We start from the raw sequence: 13713 nt of genomic DNA, 5'->3' as shown, positions 1-13713 counted from the left end.
GGTCCCCCCCTACGCGCTGCGCGCGCCCCCCGGGGGGCGGCACTGGCGGACCGGCGGAGCCGGATCCGCTGTGCCCTGGGTCGGGTAAGAGGGGGAAGCGAGAAGTGCTTGGAGAGAGAATGATGAACGATTTGCAGACTTACCTGGACGTGGCCCGGCTGCATGCCGACTACGCGGCGGCGGTGGACAGCCGGCAATGGGCGGAGTGGCCCGAGTTCTTTCTGGACGAGTGCGAGTACAAGATCCAGCCGCGCGAGAACTTCGATCGCGGACTGCCGCTGGCCACGCTCTACCTGATCAGCAAGGCCATGCTGAAAGACCGCGTGTACGGCATCAGCGAGACGCTGTTCCACGACCCCTATTACCAGCGGCATGTGTGCGGCCTGCCTCGCATTCTGCAGGAAGCGGGCGGGGAGCTGCAGGTGGAGGCCAACTACGCCGTGTTCCGCACCAAGCTCACGGGCGAGTCCACGGTCTTCAACGTGGGCCGCTACATCGACCGCATACGGCGCACGCCCGACGGGCTGAAGTTCGCGTCGCGCCTGTGCGTGTTCGATACCGAGATGATTCCCAATTCCCTGATCTACCCCATCTGAGGTGACCGATATGTCTGAATGGATCGATGTGGCGGCGACCGACGACGTGCCCGAAGAGGACGTCATCGGCGTGGCGGCGGCGGGCAAGGACGTCGCGCTGTACAGCGTCGAGGGCGAGTACTACGCGACCGACAATCTCTGTACGCACGGCCACGCACGCCTGTGCGATGGCTTCCTGGAAGGACACGAGATCGAATGCCCGCTGCACCAGGGCAGGTTCGACGTGCGCAGCGGCAAGGCCATGTGCGCTCCGCTGACCGAAGACGTCAAGACCTATCCGCTCAAGGTCGAGGCCGGCCGCATCTGGCTGCAGCTCGGCTAGCGTCGACAGGCCCGGACCGTCAGCCGGGCACGACGAGGAACAGGCGGGCGAGGATGGCGACCACGCCGGCAATGAGGGAGCCCGTCATCCAGCGCAGAAGATTCAGGTCCGCGCCGAGCCTATCCATTCGTCCCTCCAACTGCTGCACGGCCTGCCGGAGGTCCTCCTGCGTGACGCCGCCGAGGTTGTCGAGCTGGACGATCTCCGCCAGCACCTGAGCCTGAGCCTTGGCCTGTTCACGGGTGAAACCCGATTCCTCCAGGCGCTCGGTGACTTTGAGGGTGTCGAGTGCGTAGGGCACGGCGGGCATGTCCTTTCTTCCTGTATGTGGCTATCGTAGCAAAAGTGGCGGGGGAAAACCCCTCTTCGATATGCCAGCATGCCTGTTCCGCGCCGTCGGGTCTGTGCGGGGGAATACGACGGACGGGAAACGCCTAATCGAGCTTGACGTTGGCCTGCCGCGCCACCGCCCCCCACTTGGCCCGGTCGGCTTCGATGAACGCCGCGAATTCCGCGGGCGTGTTGCCTTTGAGTTCCCCGCCGTACGAACGCCACTTCGCCGCCAGTTCCTGCGACTGCGCGGCCTTGCGCATGGCCGCGCTGAGTTTGTCGACGATGGCCTTGGGCGTGCCGCTGGGCGCCAGCAGCCCTTGCCAGGCGATGGGTTCAAAGTCGGCCAGGCCCGCCTCGGCGAAGGTGGGCACGTCGGGAAAGGCGGGATGGCGCTGCTTGCCGGTGATGGCCAGCAGCTTGAGCTTGCCGGCGCGGATGTTGCCGGCGGCCGCAGGCAGGCCGTCGAACATGATCTGGACTTGTCCGGCCAGCAGGTCGGCGTACGGGCTGTTGCTGTTGTAGGGCACGAAGCTGGGCTGGCTGCCCGTGGCCATGCCGAACCAGACGCCCGACAGGTGCGAATAGCTGCCCGGCCCTTGGGTGGCGACGTTGATGCTTTCGGGCTTGGATTTCATCAGCGCGAGCAGGCCCTGCACGTCGCCGGCCGGCAGCCGGGGCGTGGCGATCAGGCCGGTATTGAGCAGGCCGAGCAGGCTGACCGGCGCGAAATCCTTGGCGACGTCGAAGGGCAGGCGCGAATACAGATGCGGCAGTACCGACAGCGTGCTGGTGGTGCCGATGTACAGCGTGTAGCCGTCGGCCGCGGCGCGGGCCGCCGCTTCCGTCCCGATGATGCCCGATGCGCCAGGGCGGTTGTCCACGAATACGGTCTGCCCGAGGACCTTGGTGAGCTCGGCGGCGATTTCGCGCGCGTTGGCGTCCGGCCCGGTGCCGGCGGCGAACGGCGCAATGATGCGCACGGCGCGGGCCGGGTAATCCTCGGCCTGGACGGCGGCCGAAGCGAAGGTGGCGGCCGCCAGGGCGGCCAGGCCGAGGTTGCGCAACAAAGCAGGCATGGTTGATCTCCTTTGGTTAAAAAATATTGTCTGTTATCAAAATACAAGAATTTATGTATATTTAAAACATGTATGCGATTTCAAATCAATATTTTTCTCGATAAAAGAGAACGCAGGAGAAAATTTGAAGAAGATCTTCGACGTCGCCATCGTCGGCTACGGCCCGGTGGGCGCGATGCTGGCGAACCTGCTGGGCCGGGCGGGGCTGTCGGTGCTGGTGCTGGATCGGGATGCCGAGGTTTATCCGCTGCCCCGCGCCATCCACTTCGACGGCGAGGTGATGCGCGTCTTCCAGGCGGCCGGGCTGAAAGCCGAGGTGCAGGCCGTCTCGCGGCCGGGCCATGCGGGCATGCACTTCGTCAACGCCGCAGGACGGACGCTGCTGATCCGCGGCGGCACGGCGCAAGAAGGGCCGCACGCCTGCGCCAACAACTATTACTTCCACCAGCCCGAGCTCGAGCGGGTCCTGCGCGAGGGTGTGCGGCGCTTTGCGAACGTAACGGTGCGCCTGGAGTGCGAGGTAGCGTCGCTCGAAGAGCGGGGCGACTGCGTCGAACTGACGTGCGCGAAGGAGGAGGGCGTGCTGCGCGCGCGCTACGTGGTCGGCTGCGACGGCGCGCGTTCGCTGGTGCGCAAGACCATGGACAGCCGCATGGAGGACCTGGGCCTGCATCAGCCCTGGCTGGTGTTCGATGCGATCCTGAAGGACGGCGTGGCCGCCCACCTGCCCGATCACACCGTCCAGTATTGCGATCCCGGCCGGCCGATGACGTACTGCAACGTGGTGGGCGCGCGCCGGCGCTGGGAGATCATGGTCATGCCGGGCGACGATCGGGTCAGGCTGGTCGAGCCCGAGACACTATGGCAGCTGGTGGCGCGCTGGGTGACCCCGGCGCAGGCGGACCTGGAACGCGCGGTGGTCTATACCTTCCATTCGGTGCTGGCCCACGGCTGGCGCAAGGGGCGCATGCTGCTGGCCGGCGACGCCGCGCACCAGACGCCGCCGTTCCTGGGGCAGGGCATGTGCGCCGGCATGCGCGACGCCGCCAATCTCGCCTGGAAGCTCGAAGCGGTATTGCGCGGCCGGGCCGAGTCCGCCTTGCTCGATACCTACGAGACCGAACGCGCGCCGCACGTGCGCGCCTTCGTCGAGCTGGCGGTACGGCTGGGCGGCATCATCCAGGCCACCGATCTCGAGGCGGCACGCGCGCGCGACGCCCGCTTCGACGCGGGGGGGCCGGAGATCTTCGAGTTCCCCTCGCCAGGGCTGGGGCCGGGCATGCTGGCCGACGACGCTGCCCCGGTCGGCATGCCGTTCGCCCAGCCTCGCCTGGACGACGGACGCCTGCTGGACGATGCGGTGGGTAGCCGGTTCGCGGTCATCGGCCGGCCGGCCGCGCTGCAGGCGGCCAGCCCGGCGGCCCGCGCGGCCTGGGCGGCGTGGGGGGCATGCGTGCTCGACCGTCCAGGCCGTACACTGGAAGACTGGCTCGATGCGCATGGTGCGCAGGCCATCGTGCTGCGCCCGGACCGTTACCTGATGGGCATGGCCCGTACCGCGGAAGAGCTCGAGAGCCTGGCCTCCCGCCTGAGCGCGCCCTGCGTGGAGGCCGAGCGGCGCTGCTGACAAGATTCCATGGAAGAAAAATCCGCCTCCAGCCTGGAGCGCATGCTGCGCGTCCTGGACCTGTTCGATGACGAGCGTCCGGCCCATACGGCCGAGGAGATCGCCGCGCTGCTCGACGTATCGCTGCCGACCGGCTACCGCTACGTGAAAATGCTCTGCGATGCCGGGCTGCTGCAGCGCGCCGGCGATTCGCGCTATACGCTGGGTCCGCGCATCATCGTCCTGGACTACTACATGCGCCGCACCGATCCGCTGCTGCATGTGGCGGTCCCCTACATGGCGGAACTGGTGGACAAGACCGGCTTCGACTGCGTGACCTCGGGGTGGTTCGGCTCGCAGATCCTCGATACCCACCGCGAGAAAGGCCGCGCCCCCGCGACCCTTTCCTACGGGCGCGGGCGGCCGCGGCCGCTGTTCAGCGGCGGCGCTCCCAAGGTCATCCTGGCCTCGTTCGCGCCGGCCCAGCTGCGCAGGCTCTTCGACACCCATCCCGCCCAGATCGCCGCCGCCGGCCTGCCGCCGGACTGGCCGGGCTTTCGCAAGTACTACGCCGCCATACGCCGGGCGGGCTTCTACATCTCGCGCGGAGAGCTCGAGCCGCAGCTCGCCGCGGTGGCGGCTCCCATCCGCAAGCCGGACGGCGGCGTCTGGGGAGCCTTGTCGCTGGTGATGGATATGCAGCGCATCGACGTGGTCGATCTCGACAAGGTGGCGCAGCGGGTGGTGCAGGCCGCCGGCCTGATCGAGGCGGAACTGGCCTGACGCCCGCCATGCGGCCTGGCGCGGGGTTGCGCATGTCTTATATAAGATATAAGAGCTTGCAGCCGCCTGCCCATAGTCCTACAATCCCGCGGTATCCCCCCATCCCAACCAGAACGGGACACTGCAATGCTTGAATCCTACCGCCAACACGTCGCCGAGCGGGCCGCGCTCGGCATCCCGCCGCTGCCGCTTTCGGCGCAGCAAACCGCCGACTTGATCGAGCTGCTCAAGAACCCGCCCGCTGGCGAAGAGAAAGAGCTGGTCGAGCTGCTGACCCACCGCGTACCCGCCGGCGTGGACGACGCCGCCAAGGTCAAGGCCTCCTACCTGGCTGCCGTGGCGCTGGGCAAGGAAGTCTGTTCGCTGATCGATCGCGCCAAGGCGACCGAGCTGCTCGGCACCATGCTGGGCGGCTACAACATCAGCGCGCTGATCGAACTGCTGGACGACGCCCAGGTCGGCACCATCGCCGCCGGCGGCCTGAAGAAAACCCTGCTGATGTTCGACGCCTTCCACGACGTGAAGGAAAAGGCCGACCAGGGCAACGCCAACGCCCAGGCCGTGATCAAGAGCTGGGCCGAGGCCGAGTGGTTCACCAGCCGTCCCGAAGTGCCGCAGAGCCTGACGCTCACGGTCCTGAAGGTGACCGGCGAGACCAACACCGACGACCTGTCGCCCGCGCCCGACGCCTGGAGCCGTCCCGACATTCCGCTGCATGCGCTGGCCATGCTCAAGAACCCCCGTCCCGGCATCGAGCCGCAGGATCCGGGCAAGGTCGGCCCGATCGAGCTGCTCAATGACCTGAAGGAAAAGGGCAACCTGGTCGCCTACGTCGGCGACGTGGTCGGCACCGGCTCGTCGCGCAAGTCCGCGACCAATTCCGTGCTGTGGTGGACCGGCGAGGACATTCCCTTCGTGCCGAACAAGCGCTTCGGCGGCGTGTGCCTGGGCGGCAAGATCGCCCCGATCTTCTATAACACCATGGAAGACGCCGGCGCCCTGCCCATCGAAGTGGACGTCTCCAAGATGGAGATGGGCGACGTCATCGAACTGCGTCCGTTCGACGGCAAGGCTCTCAAGAACGGCGAAGTGATCGCCGAGTTCGAGATCAAGTCCGACGTGCTGTTCGACGAAGTGCGCGCCGGCGGCCGCATTCCGCTGATCGTCGGCCGCGGCCTGACCGCCAAGGCGCGCGAGGCCCTCGGCCTGCCGCCCTCGACCCTGTTCCGCCTGCCCAAGAACCCGGCCGACACCGGCAAGGGCTACACGCTGGCCCAGAAGATGGTCGGCCGCGCCTGCGGCCTGCCGGAAGGCCAGGGCGTCCGTCCGGACACCTACTGCGAACCGCGCATGACCTCGGTCGGCAGCCAGGACACCACCGGCCCCATGACGCGCGACGAGCTGAAAGACCTGGCTTGCCTGGGCTTCTCCGCCGACCTGGTGATGCAGTCGTTCTGCCACACCGCCGCCTATCCCAAGCCCGTCGACGTCAAGACGCACCACACGCTGCCCGAGTTCATGAGCAACCGCGGCGGCATCTCGCTGCGCCCGGGCGACGGCGTGATCCACTCGTGGCTGAACCGCATGGTCCTGCCCGACACGGTCGGCACCGGCGGCGACTCGCACACCCGCTTCCCCATCGGCATCAGCTTCCCGGCCGGCTCGGGCCTGGTCGCCTTCGCCGCCGCCACGGGCGTCATGCCGCTGGACATGCCGGAATCGGTGCTGGTCCGCTTCAAGGGCAAGCTGCAGCCCGGCGTCACGCTGCGCGACCTGGTCAACGCCATTCCCTACTACGCGATCCAGCAAGGCCTGCTGACCGTCGAGAAGAAGGGCAAGAAGAACATCTTCTCGGGCCGCATCCTCGAAATCGAAGGCCTGCCCGACCTGAAGGTGGAACAGGCGTTCGAACTGTCCGACGCCTCGGCCGAGCGTTCGTCCGCCGGCTGCACGGTGCGCCTGAACAAGGAACCGATCATCGAATACCTCACCAGCAACATCACGCTGCTGAAGTGGATGATCGCCAACGGCTATGAAGACGAGCGCTCGATCGGCCGCCGCATCAAGGCCATGGAAGCCTGGCTGGCCAACCCGCAGCTGCTGGAACCCGATGCCGACGCCGAATACGCCGCCGTCATCGAAATCGACCTGGCCGACGTGCACGAGCCCCTGGTGGCGTGCCCGAACGATCCGGACGACGTCAAGACGCTGTCCGACGTGGCCGGCGCCAAGATCGACGAAGTGTTCATCGGCAGCTGCATGACCAACATCGGCCACTTCCGCGCAGCCTCCAAGCTGCTGGAAGGCAAGCGCGACATTCCGGTCAAGCTGTGGGTCGCACCGCCGACCAAGATGGACCAGCAGCAACTGACCGAGGAAGGCCACTACGGCGTCCTGGGTTCGGCCGGCGCACGCATGGAAATGCCGGGCTGCTCGCTGTGCATGGGCAACCAGGCGCAGGTCCGCGAAGGCGCGACGGTGATGTCCACCAGCACCCGCAACTTCCCGAACCGCCTGGGCAAGAACTCGAACGTCTACCTGGGTTCCGCCGAACTCGCCGCCATCTGCTCGCGCCTGGGCCGCATCCCGACCAAGGAAGAGTACATGGCCGAGACCGGCATCCTGGCCGAGCACGAGAAGACCATCTATCGCTACATGAATTTCGACCAGATCCCCGACTTCAAGGATGTGGCGGATTCTGTCGGTGTCTGACCGATAGGTGACGGCGGGCGGCTCATCCGGGCTGTCCCGTCATGCTGAAGGGCGTCCTGGATGGGACGCCGCGGCGTGCCGATGAACCCTCCCTCAGCAATGGCGGAGGGTTTTTTCATGGCGGAGGACGGCTTGCCGTGCAACAGCCGGCTGGAATGTTCCGACGTCCGGCGACCGAGGCGATGCTTCCGGATTGCTTCAATCCGGAAGCGTCGCCGTGTTCGAGTCGTTCCTATTGCCCGGACGGCGAGGCGCCGGAGCGGCGTCCAGGCCTGGTCGCGCCGGGGCTCCCGCAGGATAGGCGACGCGCGCAAGCAGGGCGAGAAACATGGGACGCTCGTGTTCTGCGAGAGGTTCCAGGATCCGCTGATTGATTTGATCCAGCGCCGCATTGGAAGCTTCCAGGAGAGATTTCCCCTTCTTGGTAAGCAGCAATGTCTTCAAGCGACGATCCTTGTCCGAGTCGGTTCTTTCTATGAAGCCTTTCGACTCCAGTCCTGCCAGTACGGCGCCGACCGTGGCTCGGTCGTACCCCACTATCCGTCCCACCTCGGTCTGGTGGCAACCGGGATTGGCCATCAGCGCGGACAGCACGTTGTGCTGAGGAGGCGTCAACGATAGTTTGCCGATCTCCTCGCCAAAGATCGCTACCGCTACCTGGTGCGCTTTGCGGAGAAGAAAACCGGGGCGGTGCGAAAGATTGTGAAGGTCGTCGGGAAACTGGATCATGCTTGGTCTGGCGTACTCCTGTCCGGAGATTATAGGCGCAGACCTGGCCGGCCAAAGCATCCCGAGGGCGGCGTTCCGATCCCGAACGAGTGCTCAAGCAGCCAGTTGGCGCAGCGCGCGACACAACTGCCCGTCGCTGCCGGCGAGTTCTTCCAGAATCGTGAAGTGGTCGCGCCCGCGCAGCTCGAGGAGCGGAGCATTCCAGGCCCGGGAGAAGTCGCGGGATTGGCGAATCAGTTCGTCCAGTTCGTCGGCCCCTACCGCCACTACCAGGGTGGCGCTGGAGGTCCGCGGCATCAGGATCGGGCTGAAACTGCGGACGTCTTGTTCGTTCAGGCCCAGTTGTTCGTTGAGGTAGGAGTACCGGATCGGTTCGAGATCGTAGATTCCACTGATTGCCACGCCGCCAAGCAGCGGTACCTCGCCCATCAGGTTGCACATCAGATGCGCGCCGGCAGAGTGCCCCGCCATGACAATGCGGCGCTCGTCAAATCCGAGCTGGCGAGCGTGCGAGCGAAGCCAGCGCAGGGCTTCTCCCACCTCCTCGATCATGTCGCCGATCTTGGCCTGGGGAGCGATGGTGTACTCGATCAGCGCGACAGAGAATCCGACCGCCAACGGTCCGCGCGCCAGAAAACCCACGGACTCTTTGGAGCCGCCCTGCCAGTAGCCGCCATGCACGAAGACGAGCAGCGGTCCCTCGGCGGCGTTGCCCGGATAGTAATCGAGCACCGCCCGCGGGCGCTCGCCATAACGCAGATTCGATCGAGGGTTGCATTCTTCGCGCAGCGCGTCGGACCGAGACCGCCACATCGCGGTTTGCGCAGCGAAGTCCCGGTGGGCTGCCTGGTTGTTGTAGGCCGCATCCAACTCGGCGCGGCTCATGTTGCCGTAAACGACGCCGCTCATTCTCGCACCGCGGCGGCTATCTCTTCGGCAGTGGCGTAGCCCGCCGCTTTCAGTATCTCCGGCATGTTTGCCGGGCGCTCGAAGCTTTGGGGCGGGCTGTCACCCTCGGACTTCGGAATGCCTACGGCCCGAATGACGTCGTCCAGGCCGGGCGGCGTGAAGAACCAGGCGAACTTCATGTCGACGGCGCCGTCATTGGTGATGGTGTGCCCGACATACTTGCCGAGCAGAATCGTCGAGCCGGGCCCGATGCGTTGCGAAACACCGTCGAGCTCTGCACTTCCCGTGCCCTCATAGATAAAGAGAATCTCGGTGTTTCGCGCATGGCCGTGCTCTCTGACGTAGCATCCCGGCGGCAGCACCTGGGTGCCGAAGGCGAATCCGGGATCGGAGTCGTCCTCGACGCCCGGCCCGACTTTGATGGTCATATGGCCGTGATGCGGGCCGGGCTGCCAGAAAGATTGGCCCTCGTCGGGCCCGATCACCCGAGACGGCCCTTTCGTGAGTTCATTCATGACGCTCTCCTTGCCGGTCCTGGATCAATCCTGGAGTGGCAGCTGTGCCTGCTTGACCACATTCTTGTACTTTACGATCTCGGCCTCGAATTTTTTCCTAAATGCTTCGGAAGTGCTTCCCAGGACCGCGTTTCCCGCATCTTCTACGGTCTTTCGGACCGCGGGATCTTTGCTGACCTCGGCAATTTCGCGTTGGAGGCGTCGCACGAGATCTGGAGGCATGCTCGCCGGAGCAAAGACGCCATGCCAACTGGCGAGCTCGTATCCCGGAACAAGCTCGCTCACGGTCGGAACCTCGGGCAATGCGGGCGAGCGGTTCGGGCTGGTTACCGCCAGTGCGCGCAGCTTCCCATTGCGGATATACGGCAGCGAGAGCTGGACCGACACGACCGCCACATCCACCTCCCCGGCCAGGAGGGCGACAAGCATGGGCCCTTGGCCCTTGTAAGGTACAGCCACCATGTCGGTACCTGTGTCTACCTTCAGCATCTCGATACCCAATTGCAGGGTATCGGCAACTCCTGAAGAGCCGAAGTTGAGTTTTCCAGGTCTGGCCTTGGCTTGCGAGATGAGTTCCTGCAGCGATTTGATGTCGGTATTCGGATTCGCCGCGACCAGCAACGTGCCCTCCAGGAACTGGCTCACTGGCACCAGGTCCTTCCCGGGGTCGAAGCTCAGCTTGTGATAGAAAGCGGGCAGAATGGCGATGGTGCTGGGGGCGTACAAAAGGGTGTAACCGTCCCCTGCGGCTCGGGCAACCTCTGCCATCCCTATGGCTCCGCTGGCGCCTGCGACATTCTTGACCACGACAGGCACTTGCAGCCGTTCCCCGAGCTTTGTTGCGAGGAGACGCGCCATCGCGTCCACGGCACCGCCCGGCGAATATGGAAGAATGATCGTGATCGGCTGGGACGGGAAAGTCTGGGCGGCTGCCGGGAAGCTACAGGCAGCGGCAAGCGAAAGCAGCAGGCGTAGGGAATGCCGACGGAAAGCGTCCATGATGTCAGTCCTGGTTCGTGGGGGGAGTTAATCTTTGTGCAGGTGGCGTGGCAGCCAAACGGAAATCACCGCGGGTCTGCCGCTCCTGACGGCCCTCAGGCCACGCTCCAGCGCCGGCTTGAGTTGAAATGCTTCGCGGACGTTCTCGCCGTACGCGCCCGCAGACTCGGCCTCCAGCGCGAAATCCATCGGAGGATCGAAGTAACCGCCGTCACAGTCGGCCTTCAGTGCGTGGCCATCGGGGTACATGGACGCCAGCCGCACTGTGCCCGTAGCCCAGCTTCGGTTCTGGTAGACCACCGTCAGGAACGGTGCTGCGTACCGGACGCCGGCCCAAAGAGCCGGCGTCGGTGTCGAGAACATGTAGAAACCGTCGCCTGTTATCGCCACGATGTCTTTTCCGGGCGCGCCCAGGCTGGCCCCGAATGCCGCCCCGGCCGCCCAGCCGCCGCTGGTGCCCGGCGTGTGAAAGAAGCTGCCTGGCGCGTCGTTGCGAAGAAACTGATGGATCCGGTTGTGGGGCAGGGTGTCGTCAAAGACGATCGAGTCCCTGCTCAGCAACTCGCCAAGCGCCTGGCTGACATGCAAGGGGTGAATGGGAGCGCCGGGTTCGACCGGCGGTACGAGTCTGGACAAGGCCTCTCTTTGCGCATTCGACTCCTGCCCCGCAGCTTCTCGCCGCGACGCGGCGCGATCGCGGTCACGCTGCGTCATGGTTCTGTCCGCCTCCGCCCGAAGGGCCCGGATGGCGCGAAGCGAGTCGCTGGTAAGCCGCATATCGGCCGTGAACTCGTACGTGGGAATCTTGCCCTTGATGGGATCGAGGCCGAGAACGGCGACCCACGCATCGCCACCCGGCGCCCGCTCTCCAGGCATCCACGGAACGTCGGTCTCCAGCACTACGGCCACGTCGCAATTCCGCAGATCGGACTCGATCTGCATCAACGGGTGCGCCAAAGGGAAGCTCAGATAGCTTTGCGTCGCCCCGTGAACGACGCGCAGCCCCAGCAGCTCGCACAGAGACACCAGTTCCGGGACGGTCGCGGGATTTCGCCCCGAGCCGGAGACGATCAGACAGGGACGCTCCGCAGCAAGAATTCTTGCGACGATCTCTTCGATTCCATCCGGATCCGGCGCGGGCGGTGTCGCGGCTCCCAGCGCCCGGGCGCTGGGAAAGCTGCTCGCCTGCCTGGCAGCCATCGAGACCTCGGGAGCCACCGAAAGATAGACGGGCCCGCAAGGCTCGGACGTCGCCACTTGAATCGCGCGGCTTACCTGGAGGCCGGGATCGTCATGCCCCTTCAGTTGGTGATCCCATTTTACGTACTGGCGGACGACCGAGTGCTGGTCGAAGGTCTCCTGCAGCCACAGGTGCGCACCGGTGTTTCTGGCCGCCCGCGTGGATCCCGTTGCGCTGGTGGGAGGAAAGCCCGCCGTCATGATGATGGGCAGGTGCGCATGCATTGTGGTGTGGATTGCAGCGCCATGATGCAAGGTTCCGGCGTCTACATGAGCCGCCGTCGCAGAAGGTTTGCCCGTCACGGCGCTGTACCCGAGCGCGGCATTCAAACTGGCGTGCTCGTGCGTCATGACGATCAGCTTCGGCGCCGGGCGGCCGGTTGCCCTGGCCTTGGCGATCGCTTCTTGATAGAAGCAGATTTCCGACCCCGACGTGAAGAACACATAGTCGACTCCACCCGCTGCCAGGGCCGCGACGATGGCATCGCCTGCATCCCCTTCGGGCACTTCGACAAGCTCTCTCGAATACGACAGGCGCGCGTTCATGCGGACACCGCCGTCGCGTCGTAGCCGTAGATCCAATCGGCGCGCCGGATGGCCCCTGCGGGACGCAACCATTGATCGACCTTGAATCCGATGTCGCGCTTGACCTGGGCCAGCCGCGAAGTCGTTTGAATAGAATCGGCGCGCGCCCGTGAACTGAGCTGCACGCGCGTGGATCTTTCTTTCCGCAGCGCCTCATAGGCTTGCAGACCTGCAATCGGATCGGGATTGCGCGCGAGCGCCCGGGCAAGGACGTAGCCGTCTTCCATCGCCATCGCGCCTCCTTGCGCAAAGAAAGGCAGCATGGGGTGCGCGCTATCGCCAAGGAGCGTGACTCGGCCTTTGGTCCAGGTCGGAAGCGGATCGCGGTCGAACAGCGCCCACTTGAAGCAGGTTTCCGTGGCTTCGAACATCTGCAGCAGCGACGGGTGCCATCCTGTGAAGGCTTCCAGCAGCTCATTCTTGTCGCCGGGCCTGGACCACGATTCGTCCGCCCAGACGTCGACTTGCCGATGTGCGATCCAATTCACCAGCCGTCCCGGCCGCACGAAATAGTGCACCACACAGCCGCCTGGCCCCATCCAGTTCAAGGAATCCGGAGGGATGAGGTCGGACGGCAAACGGGAGGCGTCGACTTGGCCGCGCCAGCAAATGACTCCCGTGTAGCGCGGCTTCCCCGCTCCTAGAAGCTCATTCCGGACGGTGGAATGGATGCCGTCCGCACCGACGAGGACGTCGGATTCGACCTCGGTTCCATCGTCAAAGCGCGCCACGACCGAGTTCTCGCTCTGGGTGAACCCGGTCATCTTCTTGTTCAGCAGAAACGTGTCATCGGGAAGCGCGCCGTGCAGGTGCTGGTGGAGATCCGAGCGCTGCACCTGGAAGAAGGGAGACCCGAATTGTTCTACGCATGCATCCCGAGTGGGCGAGCGAAACAGTTCGCGTCCTGATTTCCAGCTGCGGGCAACATGATTTCGAGGCTGTGCGCCGAACTCGAACAGGCCTTGCTCGAGATCGAGCGCTCGCAGGACTTTTACCGCATTCGGCCCGAGCTGGATTCCGGCGCCGACTTCGCCGAATGCCTTCGCTTGTTCAAAACCGCGGACCTCGAATCCGGCGCGTTTGGACGCGATGGCCGCGACCAGGCCGCCGAGGCCGGCTCCAATGATGGTGACGCGAAGCTTCGTATTCATGATTTCCTGTAAGGCTCTCTAAAACCGGTCCGAACGACCCTCATCCACACGGTCTGCCCCGGCAACGCAACCGAGGCAATGCGGAACTCGGCCGTTTGGCTAGTGGTCGTGCGTTTAAACGTATTCATACATACAATAAAGATGGGTTGATGCTCTGT

13 protein-coding genes are annotated in these 13713 nt (G+C 65.0%); 5 read left to right on the top strand and 8 right to left on the bottom strand.

Going from position 1 to position 13713, the window contains the following annotated elements; genetic code table 11:
* Nucleotides 1-122 precede the first annotated feature (122 nt).
* A complete protein-coding gene (locus PIGHUM_RS15475; RefSeq protein ID WP_124080604.1) occupies nucleotides 123-596 on the top strand; it encodes an aromatic-ring-hydroxylating dioxygenase subunit beta in 474 nt (157 codons plus the stop codon).
* A gap of 10 nt (nucleotides 597-606) precedes the next feature.
* Nucleotides 607-918, top strand: coding sequence for a non-heme iron oxygenase ferredoxin subunit (locus PIGHUM_RS15470; RefSeq protein WP_124080471.1), 312 nt, complete (start codon nucleotides 607-609; stop codon nucleotides 916-918).
* Between the two features lie 19 nt (nucleotides 919-937).
* Here the strand turns inward: PIGHUM_RS15470 and PIGHUM_RS15465 are convergent, their stop codons facing one another.
* Both PIGHUM_RS15465 and PIGHUM_RS15460 read right to left on the bottom strand, forming a co-directional pair.
* Nucleotides 938-1228 carry a CCDC90 family protein gene (locus PIGHUM_RS15465; protein ID WP_124080470.1) on the bottom strand — a complete coding sequence of 97 codons (291 nt, stop codon included), beginning with the start codon at nucleotides 1226-1228 and terminating at the stop codon, nucleotides 938-940.
* A 124-nt stretch (nucleotides 1229-1352) separates the two neighbouring features.
* Nucleotides 1353-2327 (bottom strand): Bug family tripartite tricarboxylate transporter substrate binding protein, encoded by a 975-nt coding sequence (locus PIGHUM_RS15460; protein WP_124080469.1) that lies wholly within the window; start codon nucleotides 2325-2327, stop codon nucleotides 1353-1355.
* Nucleotides 2328-2451: 124 nt separating this feature from the next.
* Between PIGHUM_RS15460 and mhpA the strand changes: the two genes are divergently transcribed.
* The 3 genes from mhpA (at nucleotide 2452) to acnB (ending at nucleotide 7428) form a co-directional block, all read left to right on the top strand.
* Nucleotides 2452-3954 (top strand): bifunctional 3-(3-hydroxy-phenyl)propionate/3-hydroxycinnamic acid hydroxylase MhpA, encoded by a 1503-nt coding sequence (gene mhpA, locus PIGHUM_RS15455; RefSeq protein ID WP_246013224.1) that lies wholly within the window; start codon nucleotides 2452-2454, stop codon nucleotides 3952-3954.
* 9 nt (nucleotides 3955-3963) lie between these two features.
* On the top strand, nucleotides 3964-4716 hold the full coding sequence (locus tag PIGHUM_RS15450) for an IclR family transcriptional regulator (RefSeq protein ID WP_124080467.1): 753 nt from the start codon (nucleotides 3964-3966) through the stop codon (nucleotides 4714-4716).
* A 126-nt stretch (nucleotides 4717-4842) separates the two neighbouring features.
* Nucleotides 4843-7428 carry a bifunctional aconitate hydratase 2/2-methylisocitrate dehydratase gene (gene acnB, locus PIGHUM_RS15445; RefSeq protein ID WP_124080466.1) on the top strand — a complete coding sequence of 862 codons (2586 nt, stop codon included), beginning with the start codon at nucleotides 4843-4845 and terminating at the stop codon, nucleotides 7426-7428.
* 198 nt (nucleotides 7429-7626) lie between these two features.
* Here the strand turns inward: acnB and PIGHUM_RS15440 are convergent, their stop codons facing one another.
* The 6 genes from PIGHUM_RS15440 to PIGHUM_RS15415 all read right to left on the bottom strand — a co-directional run bounded on the left by PIGHUM_RS15440 (nucleotide 7627) and on the right by PIGHUM_RS15415 (nucleotide 13555).
* Nucleotides 7627-8157, bottom strand: coding sequence for a MarR family winged helix-turn-helix transcriptional regulator (locus PIGHUM_RS15440; protein WP_160142300.1), 531 nt, complete (start codon nucleotides 8155-8157; stop codon nucleotides 7627-7629).
* A 93-nt stretch (nucleotides 8158-8250) separates the two neighbouring features.
* Nucleotides 8251-9066, bottom strand: coding sequence for an alpha/beta hydrolase (locus PIGHUM_RS15435; protein WP_124080464.1), 816 nt, complete (start codon nucleotides 9064-9066; stop codon nucleotides 8251-8253).
* Nucleotides 9063-9581 carry a cupin domain-containing protein gene (locus PIGHUM_RS15430; protein WP_124080463.1) on the bottom strand — a complete coding sequence of 173 codons (519 nt, stop codon included), beginning with the start codon at nucleotides 9579-9581 and terminating at the stop codon, nucleotides 9063-9065. The genes PIGHUM_RS15435 and PIGHUM_RS15430 overlap by 4 nt, the downstream gene beginning before the upstream one ends.
* A 24-nt stretch (nucleotides 9582-9605) precedes the next feature.
* Complete coding sequence (locus PIGHUM_RS15425) at nucleotides 9606-10580, bottom strand: tripartite tricarboxylate transporter substrate binding protein (protein ID WP_124080462.1); 975 nt, start codon at nucleotides 10578-10580, stop codon at nucleotides 9606-9608.
* Between the two features lie 27 nt (nucleotides 10581-10607).
* Entirely contained in the window at nucleotides 10608-12365 is a 1758-nt protein-coding gene (locus tag PIGHUM_RS15420) for a thiamine pyrophosphate-requiring protein (protein WP_160142299.1), read from the bottom strand.
* Nucleotides 12362-13555, bottom strand: a complete 1194-nt coding sequence (locus tag PIGHUM_RS15415) for an FAD-dependent monooxygenase (RefSeq protein ID WP_124080460.1) — start codon at nucleotides 13553-13555, stop codon at nucleotides 12362-12364. Before PIGHUM_RS15415 ends, PIGHUM_RS15420 begins: the two co-directional genes overlap by 4 nt.
* Between the last annotated feature and the right edge of the window lie 158 nt (nucleotides 13556-13713).

This window comes from Pigmentiphaga humi, from assembly GCF_900606115.1.
Lineage (GTDB): Bacteria > Pseudomonadota > Gammaproteobacteria > Burkholderiales > Burkholderiaceae_B > Pigmentiphaga > Pigmentiphaga humi.
Note: the sequence above shows the minus strand (reverse complement) of the source record. Positions and strands in the feature narration are given on the sequence as shown.

Bases quoted from the DNA above. Each gene is read 5' to 3' on its own strand.
- PIGHUM_RS15475 (WP_124080604.1), top strand. From the start codon at position 123: ATGAACGATTTGCAGACTTACCTGGACGTGGCCCGGCTGCATGCCGAC.
- PIGHUM_RS15470 (WP_124080471.1), top strand. From the start codon at position 607: ATGTCTGAATGGATCGATGTGGCGGCGACCGACGACGTGCCCGAAGAG.
- PIGHUM_RS15465 (WP_124080470.1), bottom strand. From the start codon at position 1,228: ATGCCCGCCGTGCCCTACGCACTCGACACCCTCAAAGTCACCGAGCGC.
- PIGHUM_RS15460 (WP_124080469.1), bottom strand. From the start codon at position 2,327: ATGCCTGCTTTGTTGCGCAACCTCGGCCTGGCCGCCCTGGCGGCCGCC.
- PIGHUM_RS15450 (WP_124080467.1), top strand. From the start codon at position 3,964: ATGGAAGAAAAATCCGCCTCCAGCCTGGAGCGCATGCTGCGCGTCCTG.
- acnB (WP_124080466.1), top strand. From the start codon at position 4,843: ATGCTTGAATCCTACCGCCAACACGTCGCCGAGCGGGCCGCGCTCGGC.
- PIGHUM_RS15440 (WP_160142300.1), bottom strand. From the start codon at position 8,157: ATGATCCAGTTTCCCGACGACCTTCACAATCTTTCGCACCGCCCCGGT.
- PIGHUM_RS15435 (WP_124080464.1), bottom strand. From the start codon at position 9,066: ATGAGCGGCGTCGTTTACGGCAACATGAGCCGCGCCGAGTTGGATGCG.
- PIGHUM_RS15430 (WP_124080463.1), bottom strand. From the start codon at position 9,581: ATGAATGAACTCACGAAAGGGCCGTCTCGGGTGATCGGGCCCGACGAG.
- PIGHUM_RS15425 (WP_124080462.1), bottom strand. From the start codon at position 10,580: ATGGACGCTTTCCGTCGGCATTCCCTACGCCTGCTGCTTTCGCTTGCC.
- PIGHUM_RS15420 (WP_160142299.1), bottom strand. From the start codon at position 12,365: ATGAACGCGCGCCTGTCGTATTCGAGAGAGCTTGTCGAAGTGCCCGAA.
- PIGHUM_RS15415 (WP_124080460.1), bottom strand. From the start codon at position 13,555: ATGAATACGAAGCTTCGCGTCACCATCATTGGAGCCGGCCTCGGCGGC.